The organism is Mesorhizobium sp. NZP2234 (assembly GCF_013170765.1).
GTDB lineage: Bacteria > Pseudomonadota > Alphaproteobacteria > Rhizobiales > Rhizobiaceae > Mesorhizobium > Mesorhizobium loti_D.
The window spans coordinates 6,419,507-6,434,994 of sequence record NZ_CP033364.1 but is presented as its reverse complement, the minus strand read 5'-3'; the positions used below and the strand labels follow the sequence as shown (position 1 = coordinate 6,434,994).

Sequence of the window (15,488 nt, the reverse complement as noted above, 5' to 3'; positions counted from 1 at the left end):
CATATATATTTTTATATACGCATAGTAAATATCGAAAGGTCAATCTATTATGAAAAGTGATCAGGCTGCGGACGTTACAGAAGCTGACGTAGTTCGCGACATCGGCTATGTATCCACGCAAGATGGTGCGCGCATCGCCTATATTTCATACCGTCCGAAGTCCGGCCGCCATCCGACAATCTTCCTCTATGACCCATATAATGCGAGTGCCGCACCCTTCGCGCTGGCGAAAGATTTTCTCGACGCTGGCTATGCTTTTGTGGGCGCCAGCATGACCGCGACAGGCTGCTCAGATGGTATCCTCGACCATTGGTTCACGCGAAAGGAAGGAGTGCATGGTGCCGAAGTAGTCGAGTGGATCGCTAAGCAATCCTGGAGCGACGGCAACGTGGGGATGGTTGGCAACTCGTCGGCGGGGTCGAGTCAGCTCTGGGTCGCAGCAGAACGCCCTCCCCATTTGAGGGCTATCGTGCCGACCGGCATCATGGATGATTACATACATGCGTTCTATTTAGGTGGGATGCTGCAAGTCGGGTATGTGCGATGGGCCTTTACGACGCAGTTCAAGACTCCGTTGTCCGGGATGGAGTGGCGCATCAAGGAGGGTGATGCTCACTGCGCTCAAATTCATGGGAGCGGAAGACAGATAATCAAGCAGCCATTTTTTGACGAGCTTCGAAAGCATCCAGTCAAGGACGAATGGTGGGATCTGGTATCTCCGGTCCGCCCTGACGTCGCAGGTAGGATTAATGTCCCGACCTTGATTGTTGCCATGTTTCAAGATCCCGGCGCGACAACCGAAAGCATAAAAATATTCACACAGCAAATGGCCAAGGTGGAGAATAAGAAACTCGTCATGATAAACGGTGATCATGGAAGCGCCAGACTTGGACCATGCGGCTATAGCATTGTAGATGAAGAGCGGATGAGATTCCTGAACCGTTGGGTGAAGAGCGCGAAGAATGGACCAGAAAACGAGCCGCCGGTGACTGTGTATTTTGAAGTTCAGGTGCCCGAGGGAGATGCTAAGAAGTCAGTCGCTGGGTGGGTAACTCACCATTTAACTTGGCCGGATCCCGTTGTCGAGCGTCGTCTCTTGTATCTGACGGCCGATGCTAAGATGTCCCCCCACCATCCGCCCCCTGGTCCAGACGACGGTGCGCGTCTCTATCTGTATCCGGCCGGTGTAGAGCAGATCTTTGATAATCGGCAATTCGCGGTCGAACCGCGTTCCGAGGGTGTTCTGAATTATAGAACGGCACCTGCGGCGTCGGATATGACATTGCTTGGAGCCCCCGAAATCACGCTATATCTAAGTATCGATAGGGGAGATGACGCTGACCTGGCTTTAACCCTGAAAGACATTGATCCCGACGGAAATGTGCTCTTTCTGCAGTCGGGCCTTCGACGCGCCTCATTTCGCGAGATTGATGAAGTGCAATCTCGCGTTGACGAGGTGGTGCCTACTTTCCGTAAGAGCGAGAAACTCGAACCGGAGAAGATCTATGAAATACGGATGTCCTTGCACGGACCGATCGCGCATGTGGTGAGGATAGGACACAGTCTCGAGCTGACCATCGGCGCTCCGAGCGCTGAGATCGGCCTTCCGGCTGGCGCAATTTCTATTAATAGAGTCTACCACTCAGCGAAGTACCCATCGAAGATTCTGCTCCCCGTTCTTCCCGGTGCTGTTGCCAAAGCGCCAGCACCGGAATGCGGCACGTTACGAGGCCAGCCTTGTCGCAAGGAAACGAGTTTCGTGCCGGGAGGACTACTGGCGATTCCGTAAGCTCATGGAGATAGGGTTAATTTCCCGGGATTAAACTGGTTTCCGATGCCGTCATTCTCGTTTCGCCCAAAACCTCCGCTTTCAACCGCCGCTCTATCAATCGTTCGCGAGAGGTTGGGCGCTGTGCAGAACAATACGGAGATCAGTCCCCGAAACGACTGCCGACTCGGGGTTGATGCGTAGCAAGCGCGTCCCGTTGGTGAACCCAACTGGTTCGGAAACACTCAGACCGCGCGCTGGAGTTTTGTTGCACCGGTCGGGCGCACCGTCCCCTATCTCACCCGTGTGCGTGACCGGTACCTTTTCCAAGCGATGACGCGATCACGATGGAGCCGGTGAATCCCTTGATGAGGATGCTACAGCATCCAAAGCTTGCCCATGTTGTCTAGATTGAGGAGAAATGCGATGAAGATCAGTGAGTATGTAGAATTCGACGCAACGGGTCTGGCCTCTCTTGTGAGAGCGGGCGACATGACACCCGCTGAACTAGCATGTCTAGCACGAGAAGGGCATGACCAAGTCAATCCGCGCATCAATGCTGTTATTGAATTTTACGAAGATGCTGAAACCGTTGGCGGAGCGGACGACGGTCTGTTTGCTGGCGTTCCATTTCTTCGGAAGGACATCGGGGCTACGGAAGCCGGTCGTCTCCAGGAACAGGGAAGCCGGCTATTCAAAGGCTATCGTCCCAGTATCGAAAGCTATTTTTTCCGCCGGGCGCGGCAGGCCGGGCTCCGAACTGTCGGAAGGACCGCAACACCGGAGTTTGCAATGTCCGGTGTGACCGAAACGATTCTGAATGGCATCACCTGTAATCCATGGGACTTGAACCGCTCCACAGGGGGTTCTTCGGGCGGAGCGGCGGCGGCGGTCGCTGCTGGCATCACTCCAATCGCACATGGCAGCGACGGTGGCGGCTCTATACGGCAACCGGCAGCCTGGTGCGGCGTTGTAGGGCTGAACCCCTCCCGAGGACGCATTTCTGGTGGTCCGCACCAACAGGACTCATCGTTTGGCCTCTCCCGAGAGTTTGTTGTTTGCCGGACTGTGCGCGATATGGCCGCCGCGTTGGATGTCTTTTCCGGCCCCCACCCTGGCGACCCATTCATCATCGTCCAGCCGTATCGCCCTTATTTGGATGAGCTTTCGCAATCCACTGGTCATCTCCGGGTCGGGGTTGCGAGGACGAAGTGGGGCCCCGTCAATCTTGATCCGGAAGTCCTGCAAGCGATAGAGTCGACCGCCTCACTTCTAGAGGAAATGGGACATTCTGTTACGGACATTGAACCGCCCTTTAACTTCGACGAGTTAACGAACATAATGCTTGGGCTGTCAGATCTCGGGGCGTGTTCATTAGACTCCGCAGCGCGCGCGATCGGGCGCACCATCTGCGCGGATACTTTGGAGCCGATCAATCTGAAGCTTTATGAACGAGGGCGGAATCGACCTCTATCGGTTTACGCAGAAACACATGAGGCTATCCGGCGCATGCGACACGATGTGGGCGAGGCAGTCGATGCCTTTGACATTATTTTGACTGCGAGTATGGCAACTGCGGCTCGACGGCATGGCGGCGTCTACACTCTGACCAACGCGGCAACTTCCGTGGAAGAATTCATGGAAGCGGACTATCGGGAAGGTAGTCAGTTGGCGGTATTCAATGTCACTGGACAACCGTCCATGTCGTTGCCTTTGGCGCAAAGTGCCAGCGGGCTGCCTATCGGACTTCAGATCGTTGGCCGCTTTGGCAACGAGTCCACACTACTCCGTGTTGCTCGAGATCTAGAGGAAGCCAGACCGTGGGGCGCCCGCCGTCCAGGTATTTTGGCCGGAAAACACCTGACGGCGACCTAGGAACGTCAGCCGAGTCCGAGGCGTACCCGAGCTTCCGGACTCTGCACGCGAAAGGCACCAAAGGGGAGAGGAATGACGAGGTCGGTTTTGGCAAGTTGCTTGTGCAGCCGGACCTATCTTCCCTCACTCCTTGCAAGTGCGAGCGTCGCAAACTGTTGTGGCATGCGGTAACAGGTGACAGAGAAATCTTCCCGGCAGCCTTGTGGCCAAGGGCATCGGCAATCCAACCTTTTCCGACCGTCCGCAGGTTCCGTGATAAGCAAGCTATGGTGGTTCCGGATCCCCGTCCTAGCCTGCGAGTTCGATGAACAGGTTGCGGTCGAGGCCGCGTGCGGCGCGATGTCGGCATTCTCGATCTGCGCATCGTGGCGGAGCCTTGCAGCTCTGGCGCGGGCTTCGAAACGCTTCGGCGGCGCATAGTGGCCTCCCGCTCAAGAGTTCTGATCTCTGAAAACTGGCTCGTTCGAAAGTGGAGTTTCCGTGGTAAACGTCCCTTGGCTGGGAGGGCATCAAAGCTCTCGGCAGGCGATCCGCAAGATGGTGAGCGACAATGTGACCACGGGCAGACGCCGCGCTCGCGCGAAGGTCGTCAATCGGCAACTGATGATCGACGCGAGGCCCAAGGATATCACGGTCTTAGACCACTCTGAATCTATCTCTAAATGAGATGGCGACGATACACAAACTGAATTTGACGTAGGTCGCGGAGCCACGGAACATAGATTGCATGGACACGATGCTGTTCAATCCAAAATAAACTCGGATTAACGCTTCGATTGGCAAAGGGGAACCAAGGCATGACGATCTCTCGACGCGACTTGTTTAAAGTAGGTTTGGCCGCCGGAACGGCTATCTCGATTCCTTCGGTCCTGCGGGCGCAGGCCTCGCCAGGCGTGGCGCGGATGGTGATGGGTGACCTCGCTGTGTTCGACCCGATCGTGACGACGATGACCCCTACCTTCACCCATGCCCTTGCGATCTACGACTCGCTTTTTGCATACGACTCCAAGTTTGTATCTCAGCCGCAGATGGTCGAAAAATGGGGCATTTCCGATGATAAGATGACCTACACGTTTGAGCTCCGCGATGGGCTGGGCTGGCACGACGGCAGCGCGGTCACAGCAGCGGACTGTGTGGCATCTATTCGTCGGTGGGGGCAAGTGAGCCCCGGCGGGCAGCTAATCATGGCGCATGCCAAGGATATCTCAAAGAAGGACGACAAGACCTTCACCATCGCTCTCAAAGAGCCCTTGGGGATCCTGCTCGATCTGCTCGGGAACTCCGATGGCTTTCCTATGATGCGCGAGCAGGATGCGGATCGTCCCGCAACCGAGCAGGTGACTGCGAACATTGGATCAGGTCCATTCAAGTTCAATCACGCGCTTGCCAAACCTGGCGCGAGCTTCACTTACGATAAAAACGAAAAATATATGCCGCGCAAGGAGGTGCCCGATGCTTACGCCGGCGGAAAGGTTGTCAAAGTCGAGCGCGTCATCTGGGAGATCATTGCCGACGAGCAGACTGCTTTCGCCGCCCTGCAGTCGGGCGAGGTCGATTTCCTAAATCTGCCATCCGCGGATCTTTATTCTTCCATCGAAAGCGATCCTGACCTTGCACTGCAAGTACTGAATACAGCGGGTGAGACATATTTCATGCGGATGAATTGCCTCCAGCCGCCGTTCGACAACGCCAAAGCGCGTCAAGCTATGCTTCACCTGATTGATCAGGAAGCATTCATGCGCACATCCTTCCCTCCAGAATACATTTCCACCGTCACATCCGCGTTTGGAATGCCCTATTCGAACGACGAAAACACGACATGGTTCAAGAAAGGTGGCGATCCCGAAAAAGCAAAGCAACTCTTCAACGAGGCGGGTTATGCGAGCGAGAAAGTCGTCATCCTGCAGCGCACGGACGAAGCTGGGCCCGGCAATATGGCGCAGTTGTTGGCGACCACGCTACGAAAAATTGGCGTTAATGCGGAGCTTGTCCCGGGCGACGGAGGGGCTGTGCGCGCCCGGCGCGAGAACAAGGGCTCGGTTGAGGAAGGCGGTTGGAGCATCTTCATCACAAGCGCTACGGATTTTGAATTTAGTGATCCGCTCAGCGCACCTTACCTAACCATGCCCGGCGAGAAAGGTTGGACCGGCTGGCCGAAGAGCGACGAGTATGAGGCTCTTCGGGCCAAGTGGGCGAATATCGAAACCCTTGAGGGACGCAAGATGCTAGCCCGCAAGTTGCAAAAAGTCTGGTGGGACTATGTTCCTCATGTTTTGTTGGGTCATACTGTTTTGCCGGTCGCACGCCGAAAGACGCTCACCGGTCTTATTGCCACGCCGACGCTAGTCCCATTGTGGAACCTTGAGAAGGCATCCTGATGGCAGTATTTATTGTTCGCAGATTGATTTCGACCATTGCCGTCATGGCGATGGTCGGGGTCTTCGTCTTTCTGCTGCTAAGGCTGGCTCCGGGTGATCCGGCGGCCATGATGGCCGGCGAGTCAGCCTCCGCAGAGATGATCGCCGGCATCCGCGAAAAGCTGGGACTAAACGCTTCTCTGCCGGTTCAGTTCGTCCATTGGGTGCGGGATATGCTTGGCGGCGATTTCGGCACGTCAATTTTTGCAGGACGACCGGTTCTCAATCTCATCTTGCAACGGCTTGAACCGACCATTTCCCTTTCCATCCTGACGATGATCCTTTCGGTCACGGTCGGGGTCTCCTTCGGCATCCTTGCGGCATCGCGCGCGGGCGGCCTCGTCGACCGCATCCTCACCGCTTTCTCCGCGCTCGGCTTTTCCGTTCCGGTCTTCGTCATCGGCTATTTTCTCATCTATTTCTTCGCGATCAGACCACATTGGCTACCGGTCCAAGGATACGTGCCGATCGAGGAAAGCCCGAGGCCATGGTTCGTGCACCTGGTCCTGCCCACGTTGGCTTTAAGTCTTGCCTACATTGCATTCATCGCCCGGGTTACCCGTGCGAGCATGCTCGAGGTCTTGTCGGAAGACTATATGCGAACGGCGGCCGCCAAGGGCGCTTCGTCCTATGCCATGCTTTTTCACCATGCCTTGAAGAATGCCGGGGTCCCGATCCTGACCGTGATCGGCATAAGCTTCGCCTATCTAATCTCTGGCGTCGTCCTCACGGAAACGGTGTTCAACATACCCGGTATCGGTCGTCTGGTCGTCGATGCGGTCAACAACCGCGATTACCCCATCATTCAAGGCGTGCTCATCCTGACTTCGGGTCTGTACGTTCTCATCAACCTCATTGTCGATTTGGCTTACACGCTGATCGATCCCCGTATCCGGTACTGATATGACCCTCCTCTTCGCACCAGTTGAAGCCGTGCCGACGGGGCGGCATCGACTATCCGGCCTTCCCCGTCTGGCAAGGCGACACCCGCTGGTCCTGTTAGGCGGCGGTTTGTTGGCGCTGTTGATCTTTCTGGCGCTCGCTGCCCCGCTTTATGCCGGCGATCCGGTGAACATGGATCCATTCAAGCGCCTCCAGCCGCCGTCCGCCGTGATGTGGTTCGGGAGCGACAATCTGGGCCGGAACGTGTTTGCGCGAACGATCTTCGGCGCCCGAATCTCCCTCATGGTCGGGTTGCTGTCGGCGGCGTGCGCGGCTCTTACGGGGCTTCTGATCGGTGTCATCGCCGGCTACAGCCGCAGCTTTGACAACGTGATCATGCGGGTCATGGACGGCCTGATGTCGATCCCGACGATTCTGCTGGCGATTGCGCTCATTTCTCTGACCGGCCCCGGCATCGGCATTCTCATCGTCGCCATCGCGATCCCCGAGACGCCAGCCGTGGCGCGGCTGGTTCGTTCGGTGGTTCTGGGTGTTCGAGAGCGTCCCTACGTGGAGGCCGCGCTCTGCGGCGGTGCGCGCCTGCCCAAGGTGCTGTGGCGGCATATCCTGCCGAGCACCATTCCTGCGCTGATGGTCCAGGGCGCTACTGTCTGCGCCAGTGCGATCCTGACGGAGGCCGGCCTGAGTTTCCTCGGCGTAGGCGTACCGCCCGAGATTCCGAGCTGGGGCAACATGATTGCCAGTTCGCGGCTGTATCTCGCCATCGCCCCATTGACGATCTTCGCCCCCGGTATCTGCCTTGCCGTCACAGTTCTTGCCGTCAACCTGCTTGGCGATGGCCTGCGCGACATGTTCGATCCCCGCTCAAAGCGGAGACGCTGACATGCTGATGCGAGAATCGGCAGGCGATGACGTCCTGCTTGATGTCCGAGACCTTGAGACGCACTTTTACGGCGAGGAAAGCGTCACCCGTGCCCTTGGCGGCGTCAGCTTTCAGGTGATGAAAGGCGAGACGCTCGGCGTCGTCGGCGAATCGGGATGCGGAAAGAGCGTCACCGCCCTCTCCATTCTTCGCCTGCTGCCGAAGCTGACCGCCAAGACCGTCGGTGGCGAGGTGCGCTTTCACGGACGCGACCTGCTTGAGCTGTCCGATCGGGAGATGCGAAAGGTCCGCGGCGACCAGATCGCCATGATCTTCCAGGAGCCGATGACGAGCCTGAACCCCGTTTATACAGTCGGCCATCAGATCGCCGAGGCGGTGCAGATCCACACAAATGCGTCCCACTCGGTGGCCATGGCAAAGGCCGAAGAGATGCTCCGGCTCGTCCGCATCGCGGATCCGGAGCGTCGCGTCAACAATTATCCCCACGAAATGTCGGGCGGCATGCGTCAGCGCGCCATGATCGCCATGGCCCTTGCCTGCTCACCGGAGCTGTTGATCGCCGATGAGCCGACTACGGCGCTCGACGTCACCATCCAGGCGCAGATTCTGCGGCTGATCGTCGATCTGAAAGAGCGCACGGGAACGGCTGTCATGTTCATCACGCATGATCTGGGCGTTGTAGCCGAGACCTGCCAGCGAGTGATCGTGATGTATGCCGGCCGAATCGTAGAACAAGCGAGCGTGATAGATCTGTTTGCGTGTCCCGCGCACCCCTACACCCAGGGCCTCATGCGATCGGTGCCTGATCGGCGACGCGGCCGCCAGCGCCGTCTTCCGGAAATTGCTGGGATAGTCCCAAACCTGCGCGAGCCCGTTGTCGGTTGCAGCTTTGCACCACGCTGCCCGTTCGCGATCGATATTTGCCGGGAAAAGACACCCATCCTGCGTGATGTCGGGCCGAGCCACGCCGCAGCTTGCTGGCGCGCCGAAGAGGTGATGGGCGCATGAACGGTCCCTTGCTTAAAGTCGAGAATCTGACCAAGCATTATCGGCTTGGCTCGGGCCTCTTCAAGAAAACCATTCCGGTGATCCGGGCGGTGGAGGATGTATCCTTTTGCGTCGAGGCGGGCGAGACGCTTTGCATCGTCGGTGAATCCGGTTGTGGCAAGTCCACCGTGGCGCGGCTCCTGATGCGGCTCGTAGAGCCGACGGGCGGGCGCGTGCTGATCGACGGGACCGATATTGCGGGCCTCAGGAAGGACGCGCTTCGCGCCTGGCGCCGTCGGATGCAGATGGTCTTTCAGGATCCTTACTCGTCGCTCAACCCACGCCTTACCGCCGGACAGATTATCACCGAACCCGTCGAGAATTTTGAGCGTCTCGGCCGAAGGCAGCGCCAGGCGCTTGCAACGGACCTTCTCCGAAAGGTCGGAATGTCGCCGGACATGATGCATAGGCTCCCGTCCGAATTGTCGGGCGGCCAGCGCCAGCGGCTCGGCATTGCGCGCGCCCTGTCCCTTAACCCCTCGCTAATCATCGCGGACGAAGCAGTGTCTGCCCTCGACGTATCCGTGCAGGCACAGATCTTGAATCTGCTTCTGGACCTTCAGCAAGAGATGGGCATCGCCTTCGTTTTCATCTCGCATGACCTCGGTGTGGTCGAACATATCGCCCATCGCGTTGCCGTCATGTATCTGGGCCGAATCGTGGAGCTTGCGCCTTGCGAGGCGCTCTTCGCGAAACCAGTCCACCCCTACACAGAGGCGCTGATCGCGGCTGCACCTGTGCCGGACCCAATCCGCGTTCGGATTGAGGCGCCCGTCGAGGGCGAGGTGCCGAGCCCCATCAACCCGCCCAGCGGGTGCGCATTCCACCCGCGCTGCCCGCTCGCCATCGAGCGTTGCAGGATCGACGTACCGTCTCTAGTGCCAATGGCAGATGGCCGGGTCGTGGCATGCCATGTGCGCGCTCCCGTCACGGAGATGCCGGCCCAGCTGCCTGCGGCGGCCAATGCTTCTTTCGTTGGGACTTAGCAGCGGAGCCTTTCACCTCACATCGAAGATCGCCGGGGCGGTGCTGACGAACACTGAGCAACGATGCCGGTACCGCAAAAGAAGAAATCAAGGAAAGTCTATGGAAAACGGGAACGATGGTCAGCAGGCCGACTGGGGTTCTGGCTTTGATGTGGTCGGTTCGATAGCAACGAACGTGGCCGATGGCTTCAAGATGGTAGCAGTTGGTGACCTCATCGTGTCTCGAGCGGTGACCAAATCGCAAGAGCCTGGGTTCGGTGCCGTCGCGCAAATTCTTGGTGATGCTGATGTCACGTTTGGCAACCTGGAAGTCAACATCGCCGATATCCGTTCGTTCAATGGATACCCGCAGGCTGAATACGGCGGTGCGTATCACCTCAGCCTGCCGGAGGTTGGTCCTGATTTGAAGGCGATGGGGTTCAACATGGTAGGTCGCGCCAACAACCATTCGCTTGATTGGGGCGTGGAAGGCATGCGCGAAACGAGCCGCGTGCTCGATCAGAGTGGGATCATCCATGCCGGCGTGGGCGAAAATCGTGCACAAGCCGGCGCCGCTCGGTTCTTAGAGACCGCACGCGGCCGCGTGGCGATGGTTTCATGTGCTACAACCTTCATGCCCATGGCTCGTGCCGGCGATCCCGCTGGGGAAGCGCCAGGCAGACCAGGACTAAATGCCCTTCGTTTGACGAAAAGCATCGTGGTTCCTCCCGAGATGCTCGAGAGTTTAAGGCAGATACGTGCTGTGTTGCCCTGCCACTGGCCTGGGGGTGAAGATCCCAGCGTGGTCGTGATGGAGGGAACGACATACATAGCCGGCGACACGGCCCGAGTCAGCTACGAACCCAATCCGCGCGATATTGCCGATATTCTTCGAAATGTTCGTCGAGGCAAGCAGTTCTCCGACTTCTGCATCGTCACCAACCACGGGCACGAGCCTGATAATTGCCGCCAGGTAATTCCTGATTACGAACCGTCCTTTGCACATCGCATGATCGATGCCGGGGCCGATGCATATATTGGGCATGGATCGCATCAGTTACGGGGCATAGAGATCTACAGGGGCCGTCCGATCTTCTATGGCCTTGGTAACTTCTTCGAGGACGACCTCGGGACTCCGTCGGGCGCCGATATGTTTGACGAATATGCTAAGGATCCACGGGTCGACACGGATGCCGAGGTGAAGGTCGCCGAAATGGCGCAAACATTCACGCACCCACTCTTCTATGAGAGCATTGTCACCGTTAGCCGATTCCAGCTAAACCAGCTTGCCGAACTGCGGCTATATCCGATCGAACTCGGTCACTCGAAGAGGTTTGCAAACCGCGGCGTTCCAAGTCTCGCACCCACGCGGCAAGCAAAAGCAATTCTTGAACGGCTACAGACACTCTCGAAACCATTTGGAACCGAGATCGCCATTGAGAAAGATATCGGCGTGATAAGACTGCGATCTAGCTCGCTCCGATGATCGCAATGACTCGTTGAACTGTTGAAGATGCCCGAACCACAGGCTGCCCTACATAGCAGCAGGCAGGATAACATGCGCGCAACCGAAATCCCCATCACCGGCTATCTCGATCGATTCTCGCATCGCCCGGGGGAAACGTTCGTCGCGCACGTGAGCGCGCGGGAGCCCGGTTCGTATCGCACCCGTCTCATGCGCGTTATCAGCGCTGATCCGAATCCTCGGGGCCCAGGAATGCGCTTCCAGGACTTGTCGCATCTTTTCGACCAGAGCCATGAGGGGCGCCGGCAAGAAGTCAGGCTCGGCTCTTATGGCATCATCGAGACCGGGCCCGCAAGGGAGCCGAGAGTGGCCTACACTTGGACGCTGCTGGTCCAGCCGGGGGTGCTCGATCCCTCGGCTGCCGTATTGGCCGAGGAGGCAGGTGACCACGCCATTATTCTTTCCATAGGCCAATCTGGCGCTGAGGCCTCAATCGCGTGGCCGGACGGGTCGCTTAAGCTTGTAACGAAGATGCCACTCAAACCGAAAGCTTGGTATCGCCTCTGGCTCACCATTGACCCAACCTCCGGACGCGTGATGCTCGGGCAGCAGCCGCTGGACAACGGCGAGCCTGTTGCAGTCGATGGGCATGCCGCAGGTGTGAGCCTACCTTCTTCGGGCACAGTACTTTTCGCGGCCGAGCGCGCGATCGCGCCGCAACGCCACTTCACGGGCAAGCTCGAGGATCCTGCGATTTTGCGCGGCTGCGTAGAAGCCTTTTCCAATCCCCTGGCGGATGTGGACCAGCTGGGTAGCGAATTGCTAGCCGCATGGGACTTCTCGCAAGGTATCGACAGTTCAAGAGTCGTTGATGTGGGACCGGGGAAACATCATGGGTTGCTAGTCAATCAACCGATGCGCGCGGTCGTCGGCGCGAAATGGAGTGGGCGAGAGGTGTGCTGGCGTCACGCACCCCGCGATTACGCCGCCATCCATTTCCACGACGACGATCTCGAAGACAGCCAATGGCAGCCTAGTTTCACCTGGACCGTTCCGGAGGACATGCCCAGCGGCGCGTATGCCTTCCAGCTTACGTGCCGTGCCGGTGAGGATTGGTTACCATTTTACATCCTCCCAAAGCGAGAGGGACCTTTCGCGCCAATCGCGTTTCTTGCTCCGACGTTCACTTATCAGGCCTATGCCAACGACCGGCGGAGCGGGGCTGACGCCGCTTACCACCAGCGGGTTCGCGATTGGGGCGCCTATCCGCACAATCCTGATCAGCATTGGGAGTATGGCGGCTCGACCTACAACTTACATCGGGACGGGAGTGGCATCGCCTTCACTTCGCGCCGTCGTCCTATCCTAACCATGCGGCCGGGCTTCCTCTCCATCAACGATAAGCGTGGCTCGGGTCTACGGCATTATCCGGCCGATACACACATCCTCGCTTGGCTCGAGGCTAAAGGCTTTCCTTTTGATGTTGTAACGGATGAGGATCTCGACGACGAGGGGACCGCTCTTCTCACACCTTATCGCGCTGTGCTGACGGGCTCGCATCCCGAATATCACACACTCGGGACGCTCGATGCTTTGCAAGCGTACACGGAGAACGGCGGGAGGCTGGCTTATCTCGGCGGCAACGGCTTCTATTGGCGCCTTGCGCGCGACAAAAACATACCGCATCTCCTCGAGCTCAGGCGCGCCGAGGGCGGCATTCGCTTGTGGGCTGCGGAGCCGGGCGAATATTTTCACGCGCTCGACGGTCAGTTAGGCGGGCTATGGAGGCGCAACCGGCGCCCGCCGCAGATGCTCGTCGGTGTCGGTTTCGTCGGGCAAGGTGAATTTGAGGGCACTCATTTTCGCCGCCTGCCGACATCGCGCGATCCGGCACATGCCTGGATCTTCGAAGGGGTGGAGGAAGACGTTTTCGGCGATTACGGGCTCTCAGGCGGTGGCGCTGCGGGCTACGAGTTCGACCGCTCAGATCCGGCGCTCGGGACACCGCAGAATGCCGTGATTCTCGCTCGATCGGAAGACGAGCCGGCTTCCGTCGAATTGGTACCCGAAGAACTAATTGTGCGTCGCTGCACACTTGATGGCGATCCCCCTCAGAGGGTTCAGCCGCAGGAGCCGCAGATTGCAGCTGAGATAGTCTATTTCGATAGGCCCGAGGGCGGCGCAGTTTTTTCGGTCGGATCAATCACTTTCTGCGGCAGTCTGTGGCAGAACGGCTTCGACGGACCGGTTTCGCGCATCCTCGAAAATGTCGTGAGCAGGTTCAGCGCTCCGGCTGACGCATGAGGGGCTCTCAAGAGGAAACAGGAATCGGATCTGCCCTGATAGATGTTTGGTCCCGGCATTTGCTGGAGCGGATTGAGTTTGAAGCGTTCCGTGTGTGACACCTACGCCTTACAAATGAACTCGCAGGGCGTGAGGCCTTTGAGGGTTTTGAGCCTGCGGCCGAAATTGTAGGCCGAGACGAAGTCGGCAAGGTGCTGGCGGAACTGGTCGTGGGTCCCATAGTTAGAAGCGCTTGACGGTGGCATCCTTGATGGTCCGGTTCATTCTCTCGACCTGGCCGTTGGTCCCCACGGGTGCCTTGCCTTGGTCGTCCGGTGTTCGATGTCGTTCCTGGCGCAGGCGTATTCGAAGGCGTGGGCGCGGAAGAGTTAGCCCTTTGTGATGGCCTCCTTGATCAGCGGCACGGCCGAACCGCCGGCGCCGGGGGGAACTGGATGCCGTTGTCGGTAAGCACGGTGTGGATCTTGTAGGGGACGGCCGCGATCAGCCGCAGTAGAAAGTCTCTCGATACGGCGGTGGGGGCCTTCTCGTGCAACTCGACGAAGGCGAACTTCGAGGTGCGGTCGATGGCGACGAACATGTGCAGCTTGCCCTGCTCGGTCCTGACCTCCGCTTCGATGTGAAATTAGCCGATCGGGTAGCTCTTAAATTTCCTCTTCGTCGGTTTGTCGCCCTCGACATCCGGCAGCCGGCCGATGCCATGGCGTTGCAGGCAACGATGCAATGATGAACGCGTCAGGTTCGGATCGTCGGCTGCAAGGCATAGAGGTATCGTCCAGCGGCAGCAGCGTGTACCGGCGGAAGGCGACGATGACGGCCTCTTCCTCGACAGACAGAACCGTCGATCTCGGCTCTCTCGGACCGGTCGGCACTATGCTGTATCGCTCGACGGACAGTCTCTGTCGTCGTGGCGCTCCCATGAAGAACCTGGCCCATAGTGCATCCCTTGATTCGGACGATAAGGATGCACCATCAAAGCATGGGATCAAACATCTAGAGAACGTGCGGCCCACACGCAGCGATCACCGTCGTGCGGGTTCGGCGGGATTTTCGCGCCCCGATCAACCCATTTGCCACGCCAGGAAAACGGATCGAGAAGGGCCGGTTTCTATGGCCGTCGCCGCGTGGTGGAGCTGGCGGCATTGGTCACTGTGCTCTCCGGCACGTGTATCCGGCCTGGAGATGTGACAAATGGACGAGCTCCGTTCGCTCGCATCGTTCAAGAGACCTTTACCGAACCCGGTCCGACCGGTTCGCCATCACATTTGTTTACCCTCGCAAGCTAGCGCCGTCCGACGGCGCCCAACTCGGTTATGCCACTGCCGCGCTGGCAGGGTGGCGATAGGTCGCGGCACGGGTGAGCATAGCCCACAATGCCTCCGCTTCTGCTTGGTGGACACGCATCAGCGTGAGGAGGTCGAGGCGCAGCGCCAGAACTACTGTATCCCTCCGGTCTGGCTTCCGATTACCCACATCGTCGGCTTGATCTAATGGAGATGCCGAAGGCGATGTCGTGCAAGCGGGTCATGCCGCGCCCGGCGACCATGTTGCCGGGAGGCGGATCATGGTTGCGGGCGAGATAGCCGCCAAGCATGGCGATTTTCAGCAGGTAAGCGGCGAGCGTTGTCAATCGGCTCGGAATTGGGACCCTGGATCGGCGCGCAAAAGGTTCCACGCCAAACACACGGTGCGTCCCAAGTCCTCGTCGATCACCTCAATCTTGCGGAATCCCCAGCGCCGCGCGACGTCGACCAGCTCACATTGCCGACGCTGGCTCTCGAGATTGAGCTGCACTTGCGCCTGCGTGGACTGAGGTACATAGACGACGGCCTTGCGCCTGAGGATGGTAGCCGGAATCAGA

General features: G+C 58.4%; 10 protein-coding genes and 2 pseudogenes. 9 read left to right on the top strand and 3 right to left on the bottom strand.

The features are described from left to right. The first annotated feature begins 49 nt into the window (after positions 1-49). The 9 genes from EB230_RS31050 to EB230_RS31010 all read left to right on the top strand — a co-directional run bounded on the left by EB230_RS31050 (position 50) and on the right by EB230_RS31010 (position 13,627). Entirely contained in the window at positions 50-1,789 is a 1,740-nt protein-coding gene (locus tag EB230_RS31050) for a CocE/NonD family hydrolase (RefSeq protein WP_172374659.1), read from the top strand. A 405-nt stretch (positions 1,790-2,194) separates the two neighbouring features. After that, positions 2,195-3,643, top strand: coding sequence for an amidase (locus EB230_RS31045; protein WP_172374657.1), 1,449 nt, complete (start codon positions 2,195-2,197; stop codon positions 3,641-3,643). A 797-nt stretch (positions 3,644-4,440) separates the two neighbouring features. Continuing rightward, positions 4,441-6,021: an ABC transporter substrate-binding protein gene (locus tag EB230_RS31040; protein ID WP_172374655.1), complete on the top strand. Its 1,581-nt coding sequence runs from the start codon at positions 4,441-4,443 to the stop codon at positions 6,019-6,021. Further along, positions 6,021-6,962: an ABC transporter permease gene (locus EB230_RS31035; protein WP_172374653.1), complete on the top strand. Its 942-nt coding sequence runs from the start codon at positions 6,021-6,023 to the stop codon at positions 6,960-6,962. The genes EB230_RS31040 and EB230_RS31035 overlap by 1 nt, the downstream gene beginning before the upstream one ends. 1 nt (position 6,963) lies before the next feature. Continuing rightward, the gene (locus EB230_RS31030; protein WP_172374651.1) at positions 6,964-7,845 is read left to right on the top strand and encodes an ABC transporter permease; all 882 of its coding nucleotides are present in this window, start codon (positions 6,964-6,966) and stop codon (positions 7,843-7,845) included. A 1-nt stretch (position 7,846) separates the two neighbouring features. After that, positions 7,847-8,854, top strand: coding sequence for an ABC transporter ATP-binding protein (locus EB230_RS31025; RefSeq protein WP_172374649.1), 1,008 nt, complete (start codon positions 7,847-7,849; stop codon positions 8,852-8,854). Next, positions 8,851-9,879 carry a dipeptide ABC transporter ATP-binding protein gene (locus tag EB230_RS31020; RefSeq protein WP_172374647.1) on the top strand — a complete coding sequence of 343 codons (1,029 nt, stop codon included), beginning with the start codon at positions 8,851-8,853 and terminating at the stop codon, positions 9,877-9,879. The genes EB230_RS31025 and EB230_RS31020 overlap by 4 nt, the downstream gene beginning before the upstream one ends. A 100-nt stretch (positions 9,880-9,979) precedes the next feature. Then, the gene (locus tag EB230_RS31015) at positions 9,980-11,344 is read left to right on the top strand and encodes a CapA family protein (protein WP_172374645.1); all 1,365 of its coding nucleotides are present in this window, start codon (positions 9,980-9,982) and stop codon (positions 11,342-11,344) included. Between the two features lie 72 nt (positions 11,345-11,416). Then, positions 11,417-13,627: a N,N-dimethylformamidase beta subunit family domain-containing protein gene (locus EB230_RS31010; RefSeq protein WP_172374643.1), complete on the top strand. Its 2,211-nt coding sequence runs from the start codon at positions 11,417-11,419 to the stop codon at positions 13,625-13,627. A gap of 101 nt (positions 13,628-13,728) precedes the next feature. Here EB230_RS31010 and EB230_RS31005 read toward each other — a convergent pair. The 3 genes and pseudogenes from EB230_RS31005 to EB230_RS32845 all read right to left on the bottom strand — a co-directional run. Continuing rightward, positions 13,729-14,563: pseudogene (locus EB230_RS31005) on the bottom strand (IS481 family transposase). 529 nt (positions 14,564-15,092) lie between these two features. After that, complete coding sequence (locus EB230_RS31000; protein ID WP_246738882.1) at positions 15,093-15,257, bottom strand: hypothetical protein; 165 nt, start codon at positions 15,255-15,257, stop codon at positions 15,093-15,095. A gap of 56 nt (positions 15,258-15,313) precedes the next feature. After that, positions 15,314-15,487: pseudogene (locus EB230_RS32845) on the bottom strand (resolvase); the annotation flags it as partial. Position 15,488: the final 1 nt, after the last annotated feature.

Excerpts from the sequence above, each read along its gene's own strand:
- EB230_RS31020 (WP_172374647.1), top strand. The coding sequence starts at position 8,851 with ATGAACGGTCCCTTGCTTAAAGTCGAGAATCTGACCAAGCATTATCGG.
- EB230_RS31015 (WP_172374645.1), top strand. The coding sequence starts at position 9,980 with ATGGAAAACGGGAACGATGGTCAGCAGGCCGACTGGGGTTCTGGCTTT.
- EB230_RS31045 (WP_172374657.1), top strand. The coding sequence starts at position 2,195 with ATGAAGATCAGTGAGTATGTAGAATTCGACGCAACGGGTCTGGCCTCT.
- EB230_RS31050 (WP_172374659.1), top strand. The coding sequence starts at position 50 with ATGAAAAGTGATCAGGCTGCGGACGTTACAGAAGCTGACGTAGTTCGC.
- EB230_RS31035 (WP_172374653.1), top strand. The coding sequence starts at position 6,021 with ATGGCAGTATTTATTGTTCGCAGATTGATTTCGACCATTGCCGTCATG.
- EB230_RS31025 (WP_172374649.1), top strand. The coding sequence starts at position 7,847 with ATGCTGATGCGAGAATCGGCAGGCGATGACGTCCTGCTTGATGTCCGA.
- EB230_RS31030 (WP_172374651.1), top strand. The coding sequence starts at position 6,964 with ATGACCCTCCTCTTCGCACCAGTTGAAGCCGTGCCGACGGGGCGGCAT.
- EB230_RS31040 (WP_172374655.1), top strand. The coding sequence starts at position 4,441 with ATGACGATCTCTCGACGCGACTTGTTTAAAGTAGGTTTGGCCGCCGGA.
- EB230_RS31010 (WP_172374643.1), top strand. The coding sequence starts at position 11,417 with ATGCGCGCAACCGAAATCCCCATCACCGGCTATCTCGATCGATTCTCG.